General features: G+C 29.3%; 26 protein-coding genes. 3 read left to right on the top strand and 23 right to left on the bottom strand.

The features are described from left to right. The 8 genes from AC4PG3_RS07115 to AC4PG3_RS07080 form a co-directional block, all read right to left on the bottom strand. The gene (locus tag AC4PG3_RS07115; RefSeq protein ID WP_492195969.1) at positions 1-1,095 is read right to left on the bottom strand and encodes an elongator complex protein 3; all 1,095 of its coding nucleotides are present in this window, start codon (positions 1,093-1,095) and stop codon (positions 1-3) included. Beyond that, positions 1,092-1,805, bottom strand: a complete 714-nt coding sequence (rnc, locus tag AC4PG3_RS07110; protein ID WP_492195968.1) for a ribonuclease III — start codon at positions 1,803-1,805, stop codon at positions 1,092-1,094. Before rnc ends, AC4PG3_RS07115 begins: the two co-directional genes overlap by 4 nt. A 20-nt stretch (positions 1,806-1,825) precedes the next feature. Further along, positions 1,826-2,059: an acyl carrier protein gene (gene acpP / locus AC4PG3_RS07105; protein WP_492195967.1), complete on the bottom strand. Its 234-nt coding sequence runs from the start codon at positions 2,057-2,059 to the stop codon at positions 1,826-1,828. After that, a complete protein-coding gene (gene plsX / locus AC4PG3_RS07100) occupies positions 2,052-3,047 on the bottom strand; it encodes a phosphate acyltransferase PlsX (protein WP_492195966.1) in 996 nt (331 codons plus the stop codon). Before plsX ends, acpP begins: the two co-directional genes overlap by 8 nt. Before the next feature lie 111 nt (positions 3,048-3,158). Next, on the bottom strand, positions 3,159-3,338 hold the full coding sequence (gene rpmF, locus AC4PG3_RS07095; protein WP_492195965.1) for a 50S ribosomal protein L32: 180 nt from the start codon (positions 3,336-3,338) through the stop codon (positions 3,159-3,161). 12 nt (positions 3,339-3,350) lie between these two features. Further along, positions 3,351-3,860 carry a YceD family protein gene (locus tag AC4PG3_RS07090; protein ID WP_492195964.1) on the bottom strand — a complete coding sequence of 170 codons (510 nt, stop codon included), beginning with the start codon at positions 3,858-3,860 and terminating at the stop codon, positions 3,351-3,353. 59 nt (positions 3,861-3,919) lie between these two features. After that, positions 3,920-5,119: an acetate/propionate family kinase gene (locus tag AC4PG3_RS07085; RefSeq protein WP_492195963.1), complete on the bottom strand. Its 1,200-nt coding sequence runs from the start codon at positions 5,117-5,119 to the stop codon at positions 3,920-3,922. A gap of 123 nt (positions 5,120-5,242) precedes the next feature. Further along, positions 5,243-6,801, bottom strand: a protein-coding gene (locus tag AC4PG3_RS07080) for an IS3 family transposase (RefSeq protein WP_492195962.1) whose coding sequence is annotated in 2 segments (ribosomal slippage) — positions 5,243-6,147 and positions 6,147-6,801 — 1,560 coding nt in all. Because the reading frame shifts where the segments join, the coding sequence is not laid out codon by codon here. Between the two features lie 141 nt (positions 6,802-6,942). Between AC4PG3_RS07080 and AC4PG3_RS07075 the strand changes: the two genes are divergently transcribed. Both AC4PG3_RS07075 and ylbJ read left to right on the top strand, forming a co-directional pair. Next, a complete protein-coding gene (locus AC4PG3_RS07075) occupies positions 6,943-8,184 on the top strand; it encodes a nucleotidyltransferase (protein ID WP_492195961.1) in 1,242 nt (413 codons plus the stop codon). Between the two features lie 147 nt (positions 8,185-8,331). Continuing rightward, positions 8,332-9,513 (top strand): sporulation integral membrane protein YlbJ, encoded by a 1,182-nt coding sequence (ylbJ, locus tag AC4PG3_RS07070; protein WP_492195960.1) that lies wholly within the window; start codon positions 8,332-8,334, stop codon positions 9,511-9,513. Here ylbJ and AC4PG3_RS07065 read toward each other — a convergent pair. Genes AC4PG3_RS07065 through AC4PG3_RS07040 form a run of 6 tightly spaced genes read right to left on the bottom strand, consistent with a single transcriptional unit; the run spans position 9,506 to position 15,194 of the window. After that, positions 9,506-9,952, bottom strand: a complete 447-nt coding sequence (locus tag AC4PG3_RS07065) for an ATPase (protein WP_492195959.1) — start codon at positions 9,950-9,952, stop codon at positions 9,506-9,508. The genes ylbJ and AC4PG3_RS07065 overlap by 8 nt on opposite strands. A gap of 2 nt (positions 9,953-9,954) precedes the next feature. Further along, entirely contained in the window at positions 9,955-10,437 is a 483-nt protein-coding gene (coaD, locus tag AC4PG3_RS07060) for a pantetheine-phosphate adenylyltransferase (RefSeq protein ID WP_492195958.1), read from the bottom strand. Continuing rightward, entirely contained in the window at positions 10,415-11,005 is a 591-nt protein-coding gene (rsmD, locus tag AC4PG3_RS07055; RefSeq protein WP_492195957.1) for a 16S rRNA (guanine(966)-N(2))-methyltransferase RsmD, read from the bottom strand. Before rsmD ends, coaD begins: the two co-directional genes overlap by 23 nt. A 60-nt stretch (positions 11,006-11,065) precedes the next feature. After that, positions 11,066-13,126 carry an ATP-dependent DNA helicase RecG gene (gene recG, locus AC4PG3_RS07050; RefSeq protein WP_492195956.1) on the bottom strand — a complete coding sequence of 687 codons (2,061 nt, stop codon included), beginning with the start codon at positions 13,124-13,126 and terminating at the stop codon, positions 11,066-11,068. A 46-nt stretch (positions 13,127-13,172) separates the two neighbouring features. Next, on the bottom strand, positions 13,173-14,819 hold the full coding sequence (locus AC4PG3_RS07045; RefSeq protein WP_492195955.1) for a DAK2 domain-containing protein: 1,647 nt from the start codon (positions 14,817-14,819) through the stop codon (positions 13,173-13,175). Positions 14,820-14,837: 18 nt separating this feature from the next. Further along, on the bottom strand, positions 14,838-15,194 hold the full coding sequence (locus AC4PG3_RS07040) for an Asp23/Gls24 family envelope stress response protein (protein ID WP_492195954.1): 357 nt from the start codon (positions 15,192-15,194) through the stop codon (positions 14,838-14,840). Between the two features lie 202 nt (positions 15,195-15,396). On the opposite strand from AC4PG3_RS07040, the gene rpmB reads away from it, so the two are divergent. Further along, positions 15,397-15,588, top strand: coding sequence for a 50S ribosomal protein L28 (gene rpmB, locus AC4PG3_RS07035; RefSeq protein ID WP_492195953.1), 192 nt, complete (start codon positions 15,397-15,399; stop codon positions 15,586-15,588). A 65-nt stretch (positions 15,589-15,653) separates the two neighbouring features. Here the strand turns inward: rpmB and AC4PG3_RS07030 are convergent, their stop codons facing one another. From AC4PG3_RS07030 to AC4PG3_RS06990, 9 genes are all read right to left on the bottom strand, one after another. Further along, positions 15,654-15,821, bottom strand: coding sequence for a hypothetical protein (locus tag AC4PG3_RS07030; RefSeq protein WP_492195952.1), 168 nt, complete (start codon positions 15,819-15,821; stop codon positions 15,654-15,656). 69 nt (positions 15,822-15,890) lie between these two features. Beyond that, entirely contained in the window at positions 15,891-16,523 is a 633-nt protein-coding gene (locus AC4PG3_RS07025) for a thiamine diphosphokinase (RefSeq protein ID WP_492195951.1), read from the bottom strand. A 30-nt stretch (positions 16,524-16,553) separates the two neighbouring features. Further along, positions 16,554-17,207: a ribulose-phosphate 3-epimerase gene (gene rpe / locus AC4PG3_RS07020; RefSeq protein ID WP_492195950.1), complete on the bottom strand. Its 654-nt coding sequence runs from the start codon at positions 17,205-17,207 to the stop codon at positions 16,554-16,556. Between the two features lies 1 nt (position 17,208). Continuing rightward, the gene (rsgA, locus tag AC4PG3_RS07015; protein WP_492195949.1) at positions 17,209-18,084 is read right to left on the bottom strand and encodes a ribosome small subunit-dependent GTPase A; all 876 of its coding nucleotides are present in this window, start codon (positions 18,082-18,084) and stop codon (positions 17,209-17,211) included. 7 nt (positions 18,085-18,091) lie between these two features. Then, positions 18,092-20,074: a Stk1 family PASTA domain-containing Ser/Thr kinase gene (gene pknB / locus AC4PG3_RS07010; RefSeq protein ID WP_492195948.1), complete on the bottom strand. Its 1,983-nt coding sequence runs from the start codon at positions 20,072-20,074 to the stop codon at positions 18,092-18,094. Positions 20,075-20,087: 13 nt separating this feature from the next. Continuing rightward, entirely contained in the window at positions 20,088-20,816 is a 729-nt protein-coding gene (locus AC4PG3_RS07005) for a Stp1/IreP family PP2C-type Ser/Thr phosphatase (RefSeq protein WP_492195947.1), read from the bottom strand. Between the two features lie 18 nt (positions 20,817-20,834). Then, positions 20,835-21,851 (bottom strand): dual-specificity RNA methyltransferase RlmN, encoded by a 1,017-nt coding sequence (rlmN, locus tag AC4PG3_RS07000; RefSeq protein WP_492198210.1) that lies wholly within the window; start codon positions 21,849-21,851, stop codon positions 20,835-20,837. Positions 21,852-21,968: 117 nt separating this feature from the next. Next, entirely contained in the window at positions 21,969-23,309 is a 1,341-nt protein-coding gene (gene rsmB, locus AC4PG3_RS06995) for a 16S rRNA (cytosine(967)-C(5))-methyltransferase RsmB (RefSeq protein ID WP_492195946.1), read from the bottom strand. Positions 23,310-23,359: 50 nt separating this feature from the next. After that, positions 23,360-24,052 (bottom strand): zinc metallopeptidase, encoded by a 693-nt coding sequence (locus tag AC4PG3_RS06990; protein ID WP_492195945.1) that lies wholly within the window; start codon positions 24,050-24,052, stop codon positions 23,360-23,362. Positions 24,053-24,055 lie beyond the last annotated feature (3 nt).

Below are 24,055 nucleotides of genomic sequence, written 5' to 3'. Positions count from 1 at the left end.
CTATAAGTTGATATTTTTATTTACATAAAATTCCATTATTTTTTTTATATTTATTTTATCATAAAAATTTTCTATTTTAATAGAAATTTCATTCGCATCTAGATCTTCCTCATAAATATTTACTTTTGTTAAATTATATCTAGATTTTAGATATTTTATATTTATAGACTTTTGACCTGCCACATTAGAAATGTTTTTTTTATTAGCACCTATCCTTAAGGATTTACCCATGGTATTAATATTTTTTTCATTTAAATAATAGTCTAATAGAACTCTAAATATATTTGATTCTACTAACTGTCTAAAAGCAGGATGAAAAGGCCCAGCAATTACGTCTTTTCCAAATTGAATATTATCTGTAACTTGAAGTCCAACTCTAATTACATTTATATTATTTAAATAAAACAACATAAGTATAGAAGTTGATATATGGATTGCCTCATCTAAATCCATTGATTTATATCTGCCATTTTTAAAAAGTTTTTCTAGATTTGTATCTTTTATTACTAAGGTAGGATAAATCCGCACACAATCTGGACTTAAGTTTATAAACTCTTTAGCAGTAAACATAATGCTTTCTTTATTATCTTCTGGAAGTCCAATCATCATTTGAAGCCCTAATCTAATACCTTTTTCTTTGATTAAATTAGAGGCTCTATACACATCTTCAGCACTATGTCCCCTCTCGCTTGCAGTAAGAACATTCTCATCTAAAGATTGGACCCCTAACTCTATAGTATCAACTCCATAGCTTTTAAGATTATCTAATATTTTATCATCTATTGCATCTGGTCTAGTTGATACCCTTATGCTATTGATAATTCCATCTTTTTTATATTTATAGGGAACTTCTAGAAGTTTTTTTTGTATGTCAATATCAATTGCAGTAAAACTCCCCCCATAAAATGCTACTTCGATAAATGCATCTTTATTAAAATATCCAAGATATCTTTCTATTTCTTTTTCAACATCTTCTGGAGTTGTATTTGTAGATGTATTTGTAATTTTTTTCTGATTGCAAAATATACAATCATGGGGGCAACCATAATGTGGTACAAATACTGGTATAATATAATGTTTCTTTGATTCTATCATTTTAACAAATCCTTTAAAGCTTTTTTAGCTGCCATTTGCTCAGCTTCTTTTTTGTTTCTTCCCTTGCCTGTAGATATTTTTTTATCTTCTACATAAAGGTCCATATAAAATATTTTATTATGATCTGGTCCTTCTTCTTTTGAAACTATATACTCTACTTTTATATTTGGGTTTTTTTGAAGCCTTTCTTGGAGTTCAGTTTTATAATCTGTAAATAAATCTCCTTTTGCTACGGCTTTTACAATATATTCTTCGAATTTATTTAATAGTATTTTTCTTGTATTTTTCAAGTCACTATCTAAATATAAGGCCCCAATCAAAGCTTCCGTAGCATCTGCTAGTATAGATTCTCTTTCTCTTCCACCGGTTATTTCTTCTCCCTTTCCTAGTAAAAGAGACTTTCCTATACCAATTTTTTTTGCACCATAAGATAAGGAGTACTCACATACAACTTTTGCCCTTATTTTTGTCAATTCCCCTTCTGGATAGTCAGGATATTTCTTATAAAGGTATTCACTTACTACTAAGTTTAATATTGAGTCTCCCAGAAATTCTAGTCTTTCATTATTTTCAGTATGATTTAAATTATTTTCATTTCCATAAGAACTATGTGTCATTGCTGTTTGCAGTAATTGAATATTTTTAAAATTATAATTTAAATTCTTTTCTACATATCTCAGTCTATCTATCATTTTATCGTCAATGCTCATAGTATTTCCTCCGAAACAATCTATTTGTCTTCATTTCTCATTATAAAATCTATAGCATCACCAACAGTTACTATAGCATCGACTTCATCATCCTCAATTTCCAAATTAAATTCATCTTCTAGGGCCATTATTAATTCAACTAAGTCTAAAGAATCTGCATTTAAGTCATCTCTAAAAGAAGTATTTTCATCTATATTTTTTTCTTCTGTATTAAATTGCTCTGATATTATTTTCATTACCTTTTCACTAATCATTTTTTTCCTCCAAATTATCTTCTATTATTTTTATTACATCATTATCTATAAATTTAATTAATTGTTTAATACCATTTTCTATTGCATATGCATCAGAACTTCCATGAGCCTTAACTATGGGTTTTTGAACTCCAAGTAAGGGAGCTCCTCCATACTCTCTATAGTCTAGTTTGCCTTTTAAACTTTTAAGTTGTGGTTTTAACAGCAAAGCACCTATCTTTGATCTGAAGTCACTTGTAAATGCCTTCTTTAAATGATCAAATATAGATATTGCTACTCCTTCTGTCAATTTTAACGCTATATTTCCCACAAATCCATCACAGACTAATACATCAGCTTCTCCTGTAGGGATATTCCTACCTTCTATATTACCTATAAAGTTTATATTTGAATCCTTTAAAAGATTATATGTGTTTTTTGTAAGCTGATTTCCCTTATCTACCTCTGAACCTATATTTACTAAACCTACTTTTGGATTTTTAACATTTAAAACATTTTCCATATATATAGACCCCATTACAGCAAATTGTTTTAAATATTCTGGTTTACAATCTACATTTGCCCCTGCGTCTAATAAAAGAGAAAAACTATCCAAAGTTGGATAAGCAATAGTTAGGGCTGCCCTTTCTATATTTTCTATTCTTTTTATTATAAATATGCCACCTGCAAGTAAAGCACCTGTACTTCCTGCAGATATAAACCCATCTCCTAGTCCATCTTTTAAGGCTTGAAGTCCCATAACCATGGATGAATCTTTTTTTCTACGAATACTGTATGTGGGATTATCATCATTTGTAATTATATCATCTGCATTTAAGATATCTATTTTGTCTTTCTTATAGTCATATTTCTCTAACTCTGCTTCTATAGCCTCTTGCTTTCCTACTAATAAAGCATTTATATTATATTTATCTACTGCGTCTATAGTTCCTTTGACAATTTCCCCAGGTGCGTTATCCCCACCCATAGCATCTACAATTATTTTCATCTAAAACCATCTCCTATAATTATACTACTGATTCATAATATATATTAGACAGGGGAAAAAATCAATATTTAATTAAAAAAGATAGTGAGTTTCCTCACTATCTTTTAAAAATTATTCAACTTCTATAACTTCTCTGTTTTTATAATAGCCGCATGATCTACAAACTCTATGGGGTTGTTTTGGCTCGTGACATTGTGGACACTCTACAACAGTTGCTTTATTTAGCTGATAAGAAGAAGCTCTTCTCTTATCTCTTCTAGCTTTAGAAGTTTTTCGCTTTGGTACTGCCATTTAAAACACCTCCTATTCTTTCAACAAAAAATTCTTTAACTTTTCAAATCTCGGATCTATATCCTCATCTTCGCAATTACATTCTCCATCATTTAAATCTTTGCCACACCTTTGGCAAATACCCTTACATTCTTCATCACATAATGATTTCATAGGTAAAGATGAAATTATTTCCATAGAAATATAATTATTCAAATCCAAAAACCCATTTTCATAATATATTAAATTTTCATCTTCTGTAAGTTCATCTACATCTTCTTCTATTAATTTTCCAGATAAAGTAGTATTTGCTTTTTTTGTAATATACTTTAAACATCTATCACATTGTGTACTATAAGTATATTTTATATCTACATTTATTAGATATTCTCCCTGCATTTTATAGATTTCTCCCTTGTAAACAACAGGGCCTATAATCTTAAATTCTTCAGTGATATTATGTAGGGATTCCTCGTCTAGCTCCCCTTCAAAATAATACACTTTTTTATCTTTATAAAAGATTTTTGATAAATTAATATCCATGTTTTCACCTCTTAAACCACAAAGATTATTATATAAAGCAAGGGTAGATTTGTCAAGAACTATATATTATTAACTAATTCTAAAGTTTCCTGAGCAATCATAAGTTCTTCATTAGTAGGTATTACTAATACCTTAACACCTGCTAAGTCTTTACTTATAACAGCTTCTTCTCCTCTAGTATCGTTTAACTCTTCATCTATTGTAATTCCTAAGCACTGTAAGCCATCTGCTACTTTTTCTCTAATAAATGATGAATTTTCACCAATTCCAGCTGTAAATACTAATACATCTACTCTACACATTTGAGCTGAATATGCTCCTATGTATTTAGTTACTCTATTACAAAATACATCTAAAGCCAATTGAGCTCTTGTATTTCCTTCAGATGAAGCAATCTCTAAATCTCTGAAGTCACTACTTATTCCAGAAATACCTAGCACTCCTGATTCTTTATTTAATAGAGTATTTACTTGTGCAAAATCCATATCCTTTTTATCCATTATAAAAGGTATAATAGCAGGGTCAATATCTCCAGATCTAGTTCCCATTGCTAAACCTTCTAGAGGAGTAAAGCCCATACTTGTATCTACTGATTTACCACCTTCAACAGCCGTAACACTTGAACCATTACCAAGATGGCAAGTTACTATGTTTAAATCCTTAATATCTTTTCCAAGCATTTTAGCTGCTCTCATAGATACATATTTATGTGAAGTTCCGTGGAAACCATATCTTCTGATTTTATAGTCTTCATAAAACTCATATGGTATTGGATAAATATAATTTTCAGCAGGTATTGTTTGATGGAAAGCTGTATCAAATACTGCAACCATTGGTGTATTTGGCATCAACTCTTTACATGCTTCTATTCCCATAATATTTGGCGGATTATGTAATGGAGCCAACTCAATACAATTTTCTATTGCTTTCATTACATCTTCATCTATTATTGCAGATTCAGAGAAAAATTCTCCACCATGAACTACTCTATGTCCAACTGCTCCAATTTCATCCATAGATTTTACTGCACCATACTCTTTATTTGAAATAGCTCCTAAAACTAATTCTAAGGCCTTTTTGTGATTTTTCATTGGCTCTTCAATTACTACTCTATCTTTCCCAGTAGTGTCATGTTTAATTCTAGATCCTTCTATACCTATTCTCTCTACTAGACCTTTTGCAAGTACTTCTTCCCCATTCATATCAATAAGCTGATATTTTAATGAAGAACTACCACAGTTAATTACTAATATCTTCATCTTCATTCCTCCTAAAAGTTCTTTCACTATTACAATAGTATTACATTATTGTCTAAAAATCAACACAATATGTATTATGAACAGCACCCTGTCAAGTAGACAGTGGAAATAATAAAAACAATCTTAAGCAGCCAAGGCTCGATATTCTATCGGGCTGAGGCTGTTTAGTCTTTTTTGCAGTCTCCTATGATTATAAAAACAAATATATTTATCTATATCATTTTTTAGTTCTTCATATGATTTGTATTTATTTAAATAATATTTTTCACATTTCAAAGTTCCCCAAAATGCTTCCATAGGTCCATTATCAATGCATCTCCCTACCCTTGACATGCTTTGGGTCATTCCTGTTGATTCCAACCTTTTCTTAAATCCATAAGATGTATATTGATAACCTCTGTCGCTATGAATTATAGGATTGGCACCTGGATTAGATTTTATAGCCAAATCTAATGTTTCAAATACTAATTGATTATCATTTCTATGTCCTACTACATAAGCCACTATGCTGTTATCATATAGATCTAATATTGCACTTAAATATGCTTTCTTACCATATCCATATTTAAGTTCTGTTACATCTGTAACCCATTTCTCATTTGGTATTGATGCGGAAAATTCTCGATTCAAGATGTTTTCTGCAACAAATAGTGGTGTTGATTTTACATACCTTTTCTTTTTTTTACGAATTACAGATTTTAGTCCAATCACCCTCATCAAGCGATATATTCGCTTATGATTGTAGTTCATATTCAATCTGCGATTAAGATGCATGGTAATTCTTCTATAGCCATAGATCCCATTTACTTCTTCATAAAGACTTATCATTTCTTTTATCAGCATTTCATTTTCTTTTTCTAACTCCGTTTTATCTCTATTAAGCCACTTATAATATGAAGAACGAGCAATATTTGCAACTTTACATAGTAATGATATAGAGTATTTGTTTTCTTTATTAAGCTTTTTTATTACAAGATATTTATTTTCTTGTCTAATACTGCTTAATACCGCCTCCCTTCTAGTTCCTGCAGCTTTTTTAAGAATGCATTCTCCGCCCTTAATCTTTCATTTTCCTTTTCTATTCTTTTCATAGCAAGTTTAATTTTTTCTTCCGATGTAAGCTCTGATTCTACTTTGTTTCTTCCTCTTTTATCTACAAGAGCATCTTCTCCGTATTCTTCAAATTTTCTAACCCATCCATAAACTTGCTGATAGGAAACATCAAATGTTTCAGCAGTTAGCTGATAGCTTTTATTGTTACCAATGCAATATTTTACAATTTCAATTCTTTCTTCTAATGTGGTAGATCTTCCTTTAGTCATAGATTGGCTCATTCCTTTTCCAGTATCTTTTAATTCCCTATGACTATTATACCTCTTAATCCACTTTCTAAGAACACTCTTATCTGATATTTCATATTTATCAGCGATATTACCTAATGAATACTCTCCTGAAAGATAATCTAAAACGGCTGATTCCTTTAATTCCTTTGAATATTTCTTCCATGTTTTTGATTTTTCTAATCCTTGAAATCCATACTTTTCATAGCATTTCTTCCAATGGTAAAAAGTAGATTCATTAATCCTATAAAATCTACACAAGCCTGCAATTGAAATATATGAATTCTCGTATTCCATTAATATATTAAATTTTTCTTCTGCTGTATATTTTATTTTTGACATGAAAATACTCCCCTTTCAGTATCAGATTTTTGTTTTTAAATCTGTCTACCTTAAGGGGAGCATATCATTAGAATCCTAGTTTTATTTATTTTTCTTTACTATCTTGTGATATAATAAAGAAAATATTCATTGGAGGTTATTATGAAAATCCTAGGTTTTATCACAGAATATAATCCCTTTCATTTCGGACATAAATATCACTTAGAAAAATCTAAAGTTTTAGCTAATTGTAGTCATAGTATAGCAATTATGAGTAGTTCTTTTGTCCAAAGAGGAGAGCCTGCTTTTTTAGATAAATGGACAAGAGCAAAGATGGCAGTTGAAAATGGAGTAGATTTAGTTATAGAGCTCCCCTTTATATATTCAACCCAAAGTGCTGAATTGTTTGCACTAGGTGGTGTCAAAATTTTAAACAGCTTAAACTGTGTAGATTACCTTTCTTTTGGAAGTGAATCTGGAGAATTAAATATATTGAAAATGATTAGTAATATTCTATTAGAGGAACCTTCAAATTATAAAATCCTCTTAAAAGAAAATTTAAACCTTGGTCTTTCTTTTCCTAGAGCTAGAAATAAAGCTCTTAAGGATTTTACTCCCAAAGATATAAAATATTCTATAGATGAAATTTTAAACAAATCGAATAATATCTTATCTATAGAATATTTAAAGTCTCTAAAGAAACTAAATTCAAACATAAAACCTTTAACTATAAAAAGGGTAGGTTCAGATTATAATGATGAAAATATAGATAAAATGTATTCTTCTGCTACAGCCATAAGGAGAAAAATACTTATAGATGGTGTATCTTCTGTAAAAAGCCTCCTTCCCTATCCTTCATATAAATTAATAGAAGATTATGTATCTAATTATAAGCATTTTAATGTATTAAATAATTATAGTAATATACTTAAATACTTAATATTAACTACTGATAAAAAAGATTTAAAAAATATATTTGATATGGAAACAGGTTTAGAAAATAGAATTATAGAAAAATTTAGAACTAATGGAGATTTAGACAGTATTATAGAAAACATATCCTCTAAGAGACATACTAAAACTAGAATTAACAGAATACTAATTCACACATTAAATAAATTAGACAAAGATACAATAAAAAGATTATACAATAATGATCCAGCATATATTAGAATTTTAGCATCCAATAAAAAAGGATTGGAAATTATAAATAATATAAAGAAAAGCTCTAATATTCCTATAGTAAATAAATTTACTGATTATAAAAAATATAATTCTAAATTAATTAATGAGTTTATACAATTCGAGGAAAAAGCTACAGATATATTTTTTATTGGATTAGAAAACAATAATACTCTTAGTAAAATGGACTATTTAAAAACTCCATATATAAAGAAAGACTAAAAGAGTTATAAGAATAAGCCTTTTAGTTTTTCTTTATTTTTATAAGGCTATAGATACTTGTATCTATAGCCTTATAAAATTTCTTCTATTTTATATTTTGTTCATAATTTTTTTTTGTGAAAGTATAATTATATAGGAGGGATTACTTTGAACTTGAAAACAAAAAAAATAAAATTATTTTCAAAAAATATTTTTATATTACTTACATCTATAATTATATTGAATATACTAATAAATCCTGATTTGGGAATAAAGAGCGCAAAGGAAGGAATGAGTATCTGGTTTAATATACTAGTACCTTCATTATTTCCATTTTTTGTATTATCTAATCTTCTAATCGAATTAGGATTTATGGATATATTGGGAAGATTCTTAAACCCTGTAATTTCTCCACTTTTAAACATCTCTGGTCAGGGGGTTTTTCCAGTCATGATGAGCGTAATGTCTGGTTACCCTGTAGGAGCAAAGCTAACCTCAAGGCTAAGAAGTAAAGATCTAATCAGTAAGTTGGAGGCAGACAGACTCATAGCCTTCGCATCTACTTCAGGTCCTCTATTCATACTAGGTTCAGTTTTAATAGGTATGTTAAATAGCCCAGACCTAAAATTTCTTATGATAGCACCTCATTATCTAGGAACATTTACTTTAGCTTTAATATTTAGATTTTATAAAGTAGAGTCAAAAGATAGAGGCTATATAAAAAATAATGACCCAAGATTAGATTCTCCAAATATAGGCATTGCAATTTCTAATAGTATAAAAGATTCTTTGGAGTCCATTATAACTATAGGTGGATTTGTAATAATATATTTGGTGATAATTAATACCTTACTATCAACAAGCTTTGTGGCTTCTATTATTTTAAATTTATCTAATTACTTAAATTTAAATCCTAGCATATTAGAAGGGATTTTTGCAGGGATAATCGAAATAACTATCGGTTGTCAAAAAATAGCTAATTTAAATATTGAACTTATCCAAAAGATTATAATTATTAACTTTATAATCGGTTGGGGAGGTTTCTCTATACATAGTCAAGCTTTGAGTTTTATAAATAAAACAGATATAAATTCAAAAATATATATATTTGCTAAATTCTTCCATGGAATTCTTGCAAGTATTTATACATATATCATATATATATTAAAATATAAAAAAGCTGGAATATTTCCTGTATTTAATGAAAATATAGGAATTAATCTAGTATCAAATTATACTTTTTTACAAACCTTGTTTTATTCTATTAAAATATCTATTTTAACAGTACTATTTGTATTTATATTTGCTATAATACTATCCCAATTTTCAAACAAAAAAGGAGTTAATTAACTCCCCTTAGCTCTTTTCTATTTTCATTTATTAAACCAATAGTTTCTTTTAATTTTTCTTGACTTTCAAGTAGCAAACTATCCGCATACTCCATAGCCCCTAATCTTATTTCCTTTGCATTTTCTTGAGCTTTGTTTATTATTTCTTCTGCCCTCTTTTTAGCCATTTGGCTTATTTTTTCCTCATCAATTAATTCTTCTAATTTGTATTCAGCTTCATTTATTATATTGTCTGCATCCTTTTGAGCATCTGCAAGTATTCTTTGTCTTTCATCTTTTATCCAAGTTGCTTGTTTTATCTCATCAGGTAATTGTATCCTAATCTCTTTTATAATTTCTAATAATTCTTCTGAGTCTAGGACAATTTTTTTTGAAAATGGAACAGTATTTGCATCTTCAATTATATCCTCGATTTCATTAATTAAACTTAAAACATCCATTTTTAAAGTCCTCCTTTAAGTTTTTCAATTATATTTTCTTCAACTATTTTAGGAACAAAGCAGGAAATATTACCGCCAAATGTGGCTATTTCTTTTACTATACTTGAACTTAAGTAAACATATTGACTATTAGAAACCATAAATAGAGTCTCTATATCATTATGCATCTTTTTATTAACTAGGGCCATTTGCATTTCATACTCAAAATCTGAAACTGCCCTTAAACCTCTTATCATAGTATTGCAATACTTTTTTTTTGCAAATTCTGTCAATAGACCAGAAAAGCTATCTACCTCTACATTATGTAAATCTTTGGTAGTTTCTCTCAGTAGATGTAACCTTTCTTCTATAGAAAATAATCCTTTTTTAGAATTATTATTTAATACTCCAATTATAACACAATCAAATTTATGGGAACACCTTTTTATTATATCAAGATGTCCATTAGTAACAGGATCAAAGCTACCTGGATATATTACTTTCATCTTTGTTTCCTCCTAAATCCTCTTTTAAAAAAGTTATTATTTTATTACCATAATTTCTGGTATCTATTACTTTAAATCTAAAACCTTCATTTATCATATCTAAATCCGTATCATGCTCTATTATAATAAGTCCCCTAGGTTTTAATATAGGTTTATTATTTAAAGATTCTAATACCTTTAGAAGGGTTTGTTTAGATTTGTATGGAGGATCAATGTATATATAGTTAAATTTTATATTGAGTTCTTGAAAATAATCTAACTTATTTAAGCTATCACCTTTTATAACTATGGACTGTTCCTCTAATTTAGTGTGTTTTAAATTCTCTTTTATAATGCTTATACTTTCATAGGACTTATCTATAAAATAAGATTGTTGTGCTCCTCTACTTAAGAATTCAATTCCAATGGATCCAGATCCTGCAAATAAATCAAGTACTACACTATCTTCTTCTATAGGTCCTAATATATTAAATAAAGATTCCTTCACTTTATCTTCAGTAGGTCTTGTATTTTTACCCTTTGGTCCTTTCAATTTATGACCTTTTCTAATTCCTGATATTACCCTCATAAATTCTCCTTTTTATTTGTTGAAATTATTGTGTCTATATTATACCCCGGATTATAAACTTTAATTGAAAATTAAATCATCTCCAGCACCCTTAAATAATTTTTGTATATTTTCTTTTAGAGTTTTAAACTCCCTTGAATTTAGATCTGGATCTTTTCTTATTATCTCTAAAGCTTCCTTTTGTACAAGCTTTAAAACTTCCATATCTCTTATAAGGTTTGCTATTTTAAGCTCTGGTAATCCGTGTTGTTTTGTGCCAAAAAACTCTCCTGGTCCTCTTAAATCTAAATCTTTTTCAGATATTTTGAATCCATCGGATGAACTTTGAAGTATACGCATTCTCTCTCTAGCTATTTTGTTTTTGCCTTCATTTATAATTATACAATAACTTTGATATTCTCCTCTTCCCACTCTGCCTCTTAATTGATGAAGTTGAGCTAAGCCAAATCTTTCTCCATTATATATAACCATAGTATTTGCATTTGGAACATTTACTCCAACTTCTATCACTGTAGTGGAAATTAAAATTTGAATTTCCCCTTCCTTAAACTCTTCCATGATTTTATCTTTCTCTTTTGCTTTCATCTTACCATGTAATAAAGCTACATTAAAAAACTTAAAGATTTTCTTGTCAAATTCATGAAACAGTGTTTCTACAGAATTTAAGTCAAGTTTTTCGGAGTTTTCAATCAAAGGACATACAACATAGATTTGTCTTCCTTGTGAAATTTGTTTCTCTATAAATTTATATATCCTATCTAACATAGATCTATCCACAGCATAAGTTTCCACTTTCTTTCTACCTGGCGGTAATTCATCAATTATAGAAATATCCAAGTCTCCATACAATATTAAAGCCAAAGTTCTAGGTATTGGAGTAGCTGTCATAACCATAATATCTGGATTATTTCCCTTTTGATTTAAAATTGCTCTTTGTTTTACTCCGAATCTATGTTGTTCATCTGTAATAGCTAAACCTAATTTATAAAATTCTACATTTTCTTGTATAATTGCATGAGTACCTATAGCTATATCTACTTCCCCACTTTTTAACCTATCCAATACTTCCTGTTTTTTTGTCTGAGTTAAAGAACCTACTAAAAGCTCACATTTTATGTCATAGGACTCAAACAATCCTTTTAAAGACTCAAAATGTTGAGTAGCTAATATTTCAGTAGGAGCCATTAGAGCTGCTTGAAATCCAGATTTAACAGCCTTAAACATAGCTATAGCACCTACTATTGTCTTTCCTGATCCTACATCACCCTGTACTAGCCTATTCATCTGCTTTGAGCTCTCCATATCATCTTTTATTTCTTCTACAACTCTAGTTTGAGCATTTGTAAGCTTAAAAGGTAAATTATTGATAAATTCATAGAAACTTATTTCTTTAGGAAAAGCTATTCCTGCATCATCTGTACTATTTCTATTTTTAATTAAAAATAGGCCTAATTGTAATAATAAAAGTTCCTCAAATACAAGTCTTTTCCTTGCTTCTTCTAATTCAAAATTACTTCCTGGAAAGTGTATCCCTTTCATAGCTTTCTTAATGTGTAATAATTTGTATTTTTCTCTTAAACCATCAGGTAAACTTTCCTTTAGATAGTCTATATTTGCCTTTAATGCATTTTCAACTATCTTTATAAGTTCATTATTGCTTAATCCTTTAGTCAATGAATAGAGAGGGATAATTCGCCCTACCTTATTCATTGACTCTATCTTTTCAACAACTGGGTTTTGAACTTGTATCTCCATTCCTATTTTTTTGACTATTCCATTTACTCTAAACTTTTCTCCAATCTTAAATTTGTTTTTTAAATATTCTTGATTAAACCATGTTAAATTTCCATAGCCATTATCATCTTTAAATGGAATCTTTAATATAGACATATTTTTCCTAAGCCTTGTCACTTTTGCCATACCTACAATTTCAACTTCTAAGCTTGCTTTTTCTCCAAAAACAACTTGACTTAAGTTTACAAATTGAGATCTATCTTCATAGTCCTTTGGGAAGAAATAAAATAAATCATTGATATTTTCTATATTTAGTTTTCCCAATTTTTGAGCCCTTTTAGGCCCCACTCCTTTTATATATTGGATATTAGTCATTAGCTTGTCCATATCTGCACCTCTTTATCTACAAATAAACCCTACACAAAAGTAGGGTCTATTCCAAGGAAAAAATATAATAATACAGTGGCTGTCCTCCAAATACAATTTCAATATCTATATCTTCATATTTATCTTCAAGAGTTTCAGCAAGTTCTTTTGCCTTATCTTTAGAAGTATCTTCACCATAAAATATGGTAACAATAGAAATATCATCATTTATCATCTTTTGAATTAATTCAAAACCAACGCTATTTATATCTTTTCCTTTTGATACTATATCACCATTTGCTATTCCGATTATATCGTCTTTACTTATCTTGTTTTCTTTAAATTCAGTATCTCTGACTGCATAAGTTACTTGACCTGTGAGTACATCCTTAATACTTTCTTCCATGTCTTTTAAATTGTCATTTATTTCTTTGCTTTCATCAAATGCCAGCAAAGCTGCTATGCCCTCTGAAATAGACTTTGTAGCTAATACATGGACATTTCTACTAGTTAAATCTTTACATTGATTAGCAGCTAATACTATATTGCTGTTATTAGGAAGAATAATTACATGCTCCCCTTTAGTGCTTTCTATAGCATTTAATATGTCCTGTGTGCTTGGATTCATAGTTTGGCCACCCTTTACTATGTAATCCACATTTAGTCCTTTAAAAACTTCATCTATTCCTTCCCCTATAGATACACTAACAAAAGAATATTTCTTCTCTTCATTAGAATTTATATCTTTATCTTGAGTCTGTTCAGCACTAGTATTTAGTAAAATCTCTTCGTGTTGATATCTCATATTGTCTATCTTTATATCTTTTAGTTCTCCCTTTTTCAAAGCGTTTTCTAAAACTACCCCTGGATTATTTGTGTGTATATGGACTTTTATCAATCCTTCTCCACCTACTACCATAAGTGAATCTCCATATACAGATAATTTATTCCTAAACTCTTCTATATCTTCGTCTTTTGTATCTATCATAAACTCTGTACAATAACCATATAAAATATTATCCGCATCTATCTCTTCTCTATCCAATTTTTGAGTTTTTAATTTGTCCTCTTTTAATTCTATATTCTCAAATTCTTCTATTCCACATAATGCATTATACGCACCTGTTAAGACATATAAAAATCCTTTACCTCCAGCATCTACAACCCCTGCTTGCTTAAGAACAGGAAGCATTTCTGGAGTTCTATTAAGTGTTTTATTACCATGCTCTATAACTCTTTTTAAAAATCTTAATACATCTTTTTCTTCTCTACTTATTGATATTCCAAATTCAGCACATTCTCTAGCCACAGTAAGAATAGTTCCTTCAGTAGGCTTCATAACAGCTTTATATGCAGTATCAGATGCACTTTGTAAACATTCTGCAAAAGTTCTTACATCTATTGAATCTTTGCCTTTTAGAGCATTTGAAAACCCTCTAAAAAGCTGAGAAAGAATTACTCCAGAGTTTCCCCTTGCCCCCATTAAAGAACCCTTGCTAGTTGCAAGCGCTATTTTATATACACTATCATCTCCTACATTTAACCCCTCTTTTAGAGCTGATTTCATAGTCAATGACATATTTGTTCCTGTATCTCCATCAGGTACAGGAAATACATTTAAGGAGTTTATCTCCTCTTTATTATTTTCTAACAGAGATGCCGAGCCTGATAATGCTTTTTTAAGCAACTCCGAATTAATATTTTCTATTTTCAAGTATACTTCCTCCTTAAATTACTTCTCTACCCTTATTCCCTGTACATGCACATTTATTTGATTAACTTTACACCCTGTTAACTTCTCTACATTGAATTTTACTCTTTCAATTATATTATTTGCTACTACTGATATCTTCACACCATATTCTAATATTACATGTAAATCTATATTCAATATATTGTCATTCGAATGTACTTTTATTCCCTTAACTAAATAGTCTGTTTTTAACAATTCAAACAAACCATCTGTTGCATTTTTAGAAGCCATACCAACAATACCATAGCTCTCCATAGCTGATATCCCAGCTATCTTTGCAATAACATTATCATCGATTATTATACTTCCAAGTTGTGTTTGACTTTTTACTGGCATAGACAATCTCCTCCCTATTATATTCTATCATAGTTAATATTTTACCTTAAAAAAACCAATAGTTCAACTATATAGAAGGTAATTTCAACTTATATCATATTTTAGTTGCATTTACCCTTATTATTGTGTTAGAATATATTAGGTTATTATAGAGAATATAAATACTAATTGACACTTGTAGCAACCAAGGAGGTGTTTTATTATGGCTAAAGTTTGTGATGTATGTGGAAAAGGTAAGGTTTTCGGTAATAAAGTTACCTTCTCAAATAGAAAAAATCCAAGAAGTTGGGCTCCAAATATTAGAAAAGTAAGAGCAGTTGTAAATGGTTCTGTAAAAAGAGTTAATGTTTGTACTAGATGTCTAAGATCTGGATATGTTGAGAGAGCATTATAATTTAAATAAGAAAAAATATGAAGTTTTTCATAAAAATAAGGCTACCATAATATTTAATGGTAGCCTTATTTTATTACTAATAATGCGCCCATTAATAGTAATAAAACTCCTATTAGAAGTAGTAGAAATTTAGTAGATAGGAGATTTACTATTATTAAAATCCCAATTACTCCTAGAGCAATACCTACTATCTTCTTAGTTTTATTTCTATGAAAATGAAAATATCTTTTCATTATTCACACCTCCTATATCCCTTATACTATTTTATTCCAATAGTAAATTAAAGTTACAGGAAATGCAGATTAATCTTTAGATTTAAATATTAATGCTTGTCCCCTATGAATCTGTATAAGTCCAAAATCATCCTTTATTTCATTACTAATTCCTATAGTTGCACCTAAGGGGATATATTTTTTATCTAAAGGATATAAAAATCCTTTCAAAGATACAATTATGCCTTCATTGTCTATGGGAATTACAGATATATAATTAGCAGATCTGTGTAGTTTTAAAAAATCATCAACAAAATATATTGTGTTATTATCATCAACTACTTTTGAATTTATTCCTAACCTCTTTAAACTCTTTAACAATAGTATATTAGACATTGTATGATCCATTCTAGAACCTGTTACCCCAGTTATAGTAATATCTTTAAATCCTTTTTCAACTAAGGTATCAATGGCTAATTCAGTATCTGTTTTATCCTTCATCTTGGGAAACTTTTTCACTTCTATATTATTATAGTTTATAAAATCCAATCCCTCTTTACTTATAGAATCAAAGTCCCCAACTGCTAAGTCTGGAATTTCTCCTATTTTTCTAATGTGGTCTATTCCTCCATCAGCACAGAGAACAAAATCACTTTCAACTACCATTTTTTTTAATGATTCTAAATCTTCAATTTTTCCACTAGATATTACTAAACTTCTCACTTTGTCCTCCTAAAAACACTTATATTTCTTCTATTTGATTTTAGCCTTGAACTCCCTAGTTCTCTTTTCTACATCATCTGCTCCGAATATATCAGAGCCTACTACTATTAAATCTGTACCTAGATCTTTTATCTCTTTGACACTATCTAATTTTATTCCTCCATCAACTTCTAAAATGATGTTTGGATTATGCTTGTCTATCATCTCTCTTGCCTCTTTAATTTTTTCTTTCATAGCAGGTATAAATGATTGTCCACCAAATCCAGGATTCACACTCATTATAAGGATCAAATCTATATCATCTATAACATATTTTAGTTGTTCTAAAGGTGTTGATGGATTTAAACTTACTCCAGCTTTTATCCCAAATGATTTAATCTCCTGTATAGTTCTATGAAGATGTGTTGTAGCCTCTGCATGTATTGTAAGTATATCTACCCCAGCTTGTGCAAAATCTTCTATAAATCTTTCTGGTTTATCTATCATTAAATGTGTATCAAATGGTAATTCAGTTATTTTTCTAAGTTTTTTTACAACTGGAACTCCAAATGTTATATTTGGTACATATATTCCGTCCATTATATCTAAATGTAAATATTCTGCTCCGCCTTTTTCTACTTTCTCTATTTCTTCTCTAAGATTTGAAAAATCTGCAGATAATAGAGAAGGTGCTAACATAGCCATCTTAATACCTCCTAGTATTTTTAATTTCTTCTAAAATTGACAAATAGTTTTTATATCTATCTTTATCTATGATATTTTTTTCTACATTTTCTTTTATTTTGCAACCTGGCTCTTTATCATGTAGACAGCTTGAAAACTTACAATCTTCTCCATATTTCTCTATTTCTTTAAAATAACTTCTAAGACTTTCATGTTCTTTTATGAAATCTAATTTTAAGGAGCTAAACCCTGGAGAGTCCAATACAAATGTACTCTCTTCAACTTCCAATAGCTCTATGTGTCGAGTTGTATGCTTACCTCTTTTTGTCTTACTACTTATATCTCCTGTTTGAAGTTTAAACCCTGGATATAGTGAGTTTAATAAAGATGACTTGCCAACACCTGAAGGGCCTGCAAAGACAGTTATATTGTCTTTTAATTCTTCTCTTAGATCATCTATACCCATGTCATCTACTACACTTGTAAGTATGACTTTATATCCTATTTTGCTATAGCTTTCCTTAAGTTTCTTAGACTTTTTTTCTCCTAAATCACATTTATTGAGACATATTACAATATCTAAATTTTCATATTCAGCCATTACAATAAATTTATCTAATAGCCATGTATTTATCTCTGGATTTTTCACACTCATCACTATTACCGCCTGAGTTATATTTGATACAGGTGGTCTTAACAATTTTGTACTTCTATCATCTATTCCGATTATATATCCTGTGTTATCTTCTTCACTTATCTTTATCCTTACAACATCTCCAACTAGAGGAGTAAGATTTTCATCTCTAAAGACTCCTCTAGCTCTACTTTGGATTATTCCTGTTGAAGTTTTAATATAATAAAAACCTGCTATGGCTTTGACTATTCTTCCTTCTATCATATTTTCACTATTCCTTTATAGATTTGCTAAATTGATATATATCATCAAAATAAACTTCAAACTCTGTACCTATATTTCCCTTTAATTCAATGGTTATATCTCCCTCTTCAGCTTTATGAGATTTTTTATAAACTTCTTGGGAATTACCATCTTTTTTAGATATAATTTTTATCTCTGTAGATTCTCTATCTGTAAATGGAGTCAAATTAAATGTAATAGGTTTTACACTACCCACTTGCTCAGTGTTTCCTGATTCTGATGGTTCTTCTGGCTCTTCTGGCTCCTCAGGTGTTTCTTCAGTAGAAAGTCCTGAACTTACATATAAGTCTACAGCAGTTTTATTTTCTAATTCAAATCCCGCTTCATAAGATTGCCAAGTTACTATACCTTCTTTTTGATCTTCACTAGATTGTTTTCTTACTTCTCCTATAGCCAGATCCTTCTCCAATATAATACTCTTTGCTTCTATTATATCTTTTCCTACTAAATTTGGCATTATAACCATTTTTAATTCTTCACCTTGACTCACTACTACATTTACCTTTGATCCTGGCTCTAATAGCTGTTCAGCTACTGGTTCTTGCTTCATAACTACATCTTTAGGAGTTATATCTGAATAATCATATTTTGGAGTCCCCATACTCAGTCCTCTGTCTTTTAATATCCTTTCTGCTTCTTCTAAAGTTCTATTTACTAAAGATGGAACTTTTACTAAGGATTTTCCTTCACTTATATTTACATCTATAGTAAACCCTTCTTTAACTTTTGAGTTTTTCTCTACACTTTGGTTTACAATTTCTCCTTCTCCAAATTCTGAGTTTTTAACAGTTCCAACTACATTTAATTTTAAACCTAAATCTTCTAATGTGTCTCTTGCTTCTTCTTCCTGCATACCTTTTAAATCAGGTACTATAGCTTCTCCTACATCAAAATATCCTCTCAATCTTGTATATCCAAAAAATACACTACTAACTACCAAAAAAGCCAAAAATATAGCTAATAGGATCATCTTGATTCCGCCATCAGATTTGTTCTTTTTCCCTTTCTTTGCTTTAGTGTTTTTCATACTATTCACTTCCTTATCTTTTAAAACACCTTTTACATTGGGAATTACTTGTGTAGGTGATTCCCCTTTTTCATCTATCTGCTCATTAAGTTTATTAGAGCTTTTTAAAGTTTGTAAATCTATAATCATCTTTTCTACACTATCATATCTGTCTCCCTGCCTCTTTTGAACAGCTTTCAAAATAATTGATTCTAAATATTTTGATATACTACTATTAATTTCAGAAGGAGGGACTATCTCCTCTTGGGAATGCTTTAAAGCCACAGATACAGGACTTTCTCCATTAAATGGAATTTTACCTGTTATCATTTCATACATTACAATTCCTAAAGAATAAATATCTGATTTTTCATCTACATATCCTCCCCTAAATTGTTCTGGAGAGGAATAGTGAACAGATCCTAGTATATCTGAAGAATTTATAATAGTAGAACTTGTAACAGCTGTTGCAATTCCAAAATCTGTTACTTTAACTCTATTATCCTTAGTTATCATAATGTTTTGAGGTTTTATATCCCTATGTACAATATGATTTGAATGGGCGTGTTTTAAAGCTTGTGCAATTTGTAGAGAATAATAAAGAGTCTCATCTTCTTTTAATTTTCCATTTTTCTTTATTACTTCTTTCAATGTATTTCCATCAATATATTCCATTACAATATAATGAATTGTTTTATCATCAATTTCTTCTACTCCAACATCATATATATTTAATATATTCGGATGAGACATACTTGCTGCAGCTTGGGACTCCCTTTTAAACTTCTTTACAAATTCTTCATCTCCAGTAAATTCATCTCTTAGTATTTTAATAGCTACAAATCTATTTAAAAGTTTACATTTTGCCTTATAAACTAAGGCCATACCCCCGCCACCGATGTTTTCAATTATTTCATATCTATTACCTAAAATCTTACCGATCATTTCTTCACCTCATTTATATAAACTTAATTATTATTATAGAAATATTATCTAATCCACCATTCTTTTTAGATTCACTAACTAAAGTGTTAATTGATTTATCAATATCTTCCCTATGTATTATATTAAATATTTCCTTATCATCTAACATATTTGTTAGTCCATCACTGCATAGCATCAAGATATCCTCTTTTTTGTACTCTAATGTATATATATCCATCTCTACACTTTTACTTACACCTAATGCCTTTGTTATAACATTTCTCTTAGGATGGTTTTTCGCCTGTTCACTTGATATACTCCCACTTTTAACCAATTGGTTTACTAGAGAATGATCCTCTGTTATTTGCTTTATATCTTTTTTGTTTATAAAATAGGCTCGACTATCTCCAACATGGCCGATGTATATCTTATTGTTTAAAACATAGGCAAGAGTAAGAGTAGTTCCCATTCCATAAAAATCTTTTGAATCTAAAGATTTGAGATGTATTTGTCTATTTGCATCTTTTATAGACTTCTTTATTGTTTTAATAAGGTCTTTTTCATCTTTTAATTTTTCTTTATTAGATAAAAATTCTTCTTTTATAATCTTTACACATAATTTGCTAGCAACTTCTCCAGCATTATGTCCTCCCATTCCATCTGCTAATATAAATAGAGGAAAATCTTTTTTATCTGAAGAAAAAATAAAATCTTGATTTTTTTGTCTTTTAAGTCCTATATCAGTGACTGATCTAATAATCATTGTCTCACCTCATTTAAGCTATTCTAACTCTTCTAAATAGTTTCTCCTAAGCTGACCACAAGAAGCGCTTATGTCTCCTCCCATTTCCCTTCTAATGGATGCTTGAATATTTTTTTTCTTTAATTTTTTGTAAAAATCTTCTACATGGAACTTACTAGGCCTATCTTTATTATACTCTTTTATTGGATTTAATGGAATAATATTTATATGTGCATTTAATCCTCTTACTAATCTAGATAATTCTTCTATATGAGAAGGAGTATCGTTTACACCTTTAATCAATGTATATTCAAAGGTTATTCTTCTACCAGTTGTCTCTTCATAATACTTACAAGCTTTTATCAGTTCATTTATTTTATATTGTTTATTTATTGGCATAATCTCTTCCCGCTCTTTATCAAAGGGTGAATGTAGGGAAATAGATAGGGTTATTGGAATTTTTTCTTTTGCCAAATCATATATTTTAGGCACTATGCCACAAGTTGAAATAGTTATATTTCTATAGCTTATATTTTGTCCTTTTTCATCATGTATTATATTTAAAAACTTTAAAGTATTTTCATAATTATCTAAAGGCTCTCCACTTCCCATTAAGACTATATTGCTTATAGTCTGTCCTATGTCTTTTTGAATCATATATATCTGATTTAACATTTCTACAGAATTTAGGTTTCTAATAAATCCCTCTTTAGTAGAAGCACAAAACCCACAACCCATCTTACATCCAACTTGAGTAGATATACAAACTGAGAACCCGTGTTTATACTTCATAAGTACACTTTCTATAATATTACCATCTTCTAATAAAAAAAGATATTTTTTTGTACCATCTATATTAGAATCGAACCTTTTCCAAATTTCTATTTTATTTATCTTAGCCATGTTTTTTAATTTTTCTCTTAAGTCTTTAGATAATACTTTTATGTTCTCTATTTCCAACCCCATATTTTTATTAAAGTACAAAAAAATTTGTTCTCCTCTGAAGGGTTTCTCCCCCACATTTTTTATATACTCTTTCGTCTCCTGTCGAGTCAAATTATTTAACCAGGTCAATACAACAATCCTCCAATCTTTTACAATCAATAGAAAAGTTTTCTTTATTGATTGTAAGAAAAACTACATTAAAAGTTTTTCTATATAGTCTTTTCTATATTATATATTTTTTTTCTGTAATTTTGCAATGAAAAATCCATCCGTTCCATGAACATGGGGATAAAGCTCTATATATCCTTCCTTTAAGGTGTCTAAATTTTCCTTATAGATAAATTCATCTTCAATACTTACCAACTGAAAGTCTTCATTTGCCTTTATAAATTTTTCTATATTTAATATATTTTCTTCTCTTTCAATTGTACATGTACTATAAATTAAAATTCCACCCTTTTTTACATAGTTTTTTGCTGTATTTAAAATATCTAATTGTAATTTAGATAAAGATTTTATTTCTTCTTTACCTCTATTATACTTTATCTCGGGTTTTCTTCTAATAAGACCAAATCCTGAACAAGGTGCATCTACTAAGCAATAGTCTATCTTCTCAAATAAATCTCTATCTAGATTTAAGGCATCAAAATTTTGGACTTTTATTATATCTATTCCTAATCTATTTACAGTATCCTTAATTAAATCTAATTTATGCTTATAGATATCCCTACTTATAATTTCACCTTTATTATTCATCATTTGAGCTATATGGGTAGACTTACCACCTGGTGCACTACATACATCTAATACTATTGAACCCTCCTTAGGATTCATAACTTGAGCAACTAGCATACTACTTTCATCTTGAATAGTAAAGTATCCTTTTTTGAACTCATCTATTCCCGTAATATTTTTAGGATTTGTAATAACTAATCCATCCTTTGCGTATTTTAGAGGTTTAGCAATAATATTTTGTTCCCTTAGTTTTTTAATTAAGTCTTCTCTATTAATTTTCAAAGTATTTACTCTTATATTTAATTCTGGAGTCTCATTATTCTTTTTTAAAATATTTTTAGTAAACTCTAAGCCATAAGTTTCTACCCATTTTTTCACTAAATCCTCATTATGAGAATACTTTATTGAAAGATATTTAACAGTATCCTTATGGTCTATCTTGCTTATTTCTTCCTTATTTCTTATTATATTTCTTAATACTCCGTTGACATACCCAGCTGCACCTCTATTGCTATACTTTTTAGCAAGTTTTACCCCTTCATCTACTGCTGCTCTTTCTGGAATTTTGTCCATAAACATTATCTGATATATCCCAAGTCTTAAAATCTCTAAAACATTTGGGTGGATTTTTTTAATTTTGATCTTGGAAACTTTTGAAATCATATAATCAATATATATTTTGTTTTCTAATACACCATAGACTAATTCTCTAACTAAATTCTGATCTCTAACATCTAGGTTTTTATTTAAATAATTATTTATTTGAATGTTTGAATAAGCATCTTTAATATCTATATCTAATAAAATTTTCATGGCTATTTCTCTTGGATTCATATTTTCCACTCCTATTTGATTACTTAAAAATAAGGGGTATTAACCCCTTATTAATCTCTTCTATTTGACATTCCAATAAGTCTTAATAATTGTGCTAAAGCAACCAATGTAGATGCCACATAGGTTAGTGCTGCAGCACTTAACATAGACTTAGCAGGCCCTAATGTCTCTCTTTTGGCTATTCCATTTTCCAATTGTAATAATGCTCTTTTACTAGCATTAAATTCAACAGGTAAGGTTATAATTTGAAAAGCAACAACCCCAGCAAATATAATTACCCCTAGTTCTAAAAAAAAGGGACTAATTAAAAAGCCTAATAGTATCATTGGCCAAACAAGTCTTGATCCAATGCTTACTAAAGGAGCTATATTGCTTCTCAAAACCAATGGGAAATAGCCTGTATCATGCTGTATAGCATGACCAACTTCATGGGCTGCTACACTCATGGAAGCTATGCTGCTTCCTCTATAAATAGTTTCTGATAATCTAACTACTTTTGTCCTTGGATCATAATGATCTGTAAGTTTTCCTGGAGTAGGAACTACCTGTATATGTCTTAACCCATTTCTATCCAAAATCATTCTGGCTATTTCTGCACCTGTGTATCCAGTTCTACTATCTACCCTAGAAAATTTATCATAAGAAGAAGTAATTTTCATCTGAGCATAAGCTGCAAATAGCATGGCAGGCAAGACCAATATAAACCAATAGCTATCATAAAACCCATAAAACCCTCTATACATTTT

Source organism: Tissierella sp. QWL-11 (assembly GCF_058683765.1).
This window is presented reverse-complemented; position numbering and strand designations above follow the sequence as displayed.

Coding starts and splice junctions, on each gene's coding strand:
- rnc (WP_492195968.1), bottom strand. CDS start 1,805: ATGAGCATTGACGATAAAATGATAGATAGACTGAGATATGTAGAAAAG.
- AC4PG3_RS07040 (WP_492195954.1), bottom strand. CDS start 15,194: ATGCCAGTAAAAAGTCAAACACAACTTGGAAGTATAATAATCGATGAT.
- rsmD (WP_492195957.1), bottom strand. CDS start 11,005: ATGAGGGTAATATCAGGAATTAGAAAAGGTCATAAATTGAAAGGACCA.
- AC4PG3_RS07005 (WP_492195947.1), bottom strand. CDS start 20,816: ATGATTATTAGATCAGTCACTGATATAGGACTTAAAAGACAAAAAAAT.
- acpP (WP_492195967.1), bottom strand. CDS start 2,059: ATGATTAGTGAAAAGGTAATGAAAATAATATCAGAGCAATTTAATACA.
- AC4PG3_RS06990 (WP_492195945.1), bottom strand. CDS start 24,052: ATGTATAGAGGGTTTTATGGGTTTTATGATAGCTATTGGTTTATATTG.
- AC4PG3_RS07075 (WP_492195961.1), top strand. CDS start 6,943: ATGAAAATCCTAGGTTTTATCACAGAATATAATCCCTTTCATTTCGGA.
- coaD (WP_492195958.1), bottom strand. CDS start 10,437: ATGAAAGTAATATATCCAGGTAGCTTTGATCCTGTTACTAATGGACAT.
- pknB (WP_492195948.1), bottom strand. CDS start 20,074: ATGATCGGTAAGATTTTAGGTAATAGATATGAAATAATTGAAAACATC.
- AC4PG3_RS07030 (WP_492195952.1), bottom strand. CDS start 15,821: ATGAAAAGATATTTTCATTTTCATAGAAATAAAACTAAGAAGATAGTA.
- plsX (WP_492195966.1), bottom strand. CDS start 3,047: ATGAAAATAATTGTAGATGCTATGGGTGGGGATAACGCACCTGGGGAA.
- AC4PG3_RS07115 (WP_492195969.1), bottom strand. CDS start 1,095: ATGATAGAATCAAAGAAACATTATATTATACCAGTATTTGTACCACAT.
- rpmF (WP_492195965.1), bottom strand. CDS start 3,338: ATGGCAGTACCAAAGCGAAAAACTTCTAAAGCTAGAAGAGATAAGAGA.
- rpe (WP_492195950.1), bottom strand. CDS start 17,207: ATGGCTATGTTAGCACCTTCTCTATTATCTGCAGATTTTTCAAATCTT.
- rpmB (WP_492195953.1), top strand. CDS start 15,397: ATGGCTAAAGTTTGTGATGTATGTGGAAAAGGTAAGGTTTTCGGTAAT.
- rsmB (WP_492195946.1), bottom strand. CDS start 23,309: ATGAATCCAAGAGAAATAGCCATGAAAATTTTATTAGATATAGATATT.
- rsgA (WP_492195949.1), bottom strand. CDS start 18,084: ATGATAGAAGGAAGAATAGTCAAAGCCATAGCAGGTTTTTATTATATT.
- AC4PG3_RS07065 (WP_492195959.1), bottom strand. CDS start 9,952: ATGGATGTTTTAAGTTTAATTAATGAAATCGAGGATATAATTGAAGAT.
- AC4PG3_RS07085 (WP_492195963.1), bottom strand. CDS start 5,119: ATGAAGATATTAGTAATTAACTGTGGTAGTTCTTCATTAAAATATCAG.
- recG (WP_492195956.1), bottom strand. CDS start 13,126: ATGGACAAGCTAATGACTAATATCCAATATATAAAAGGAGTGGGGCCT.
- AC4PG3_RS07090 (WP_492195964.1), bottom strand. CDS start 3,860: ATGGATATTAATTTATCAAAAATCTTTTATAAAGATAAAAAAGTGTAT.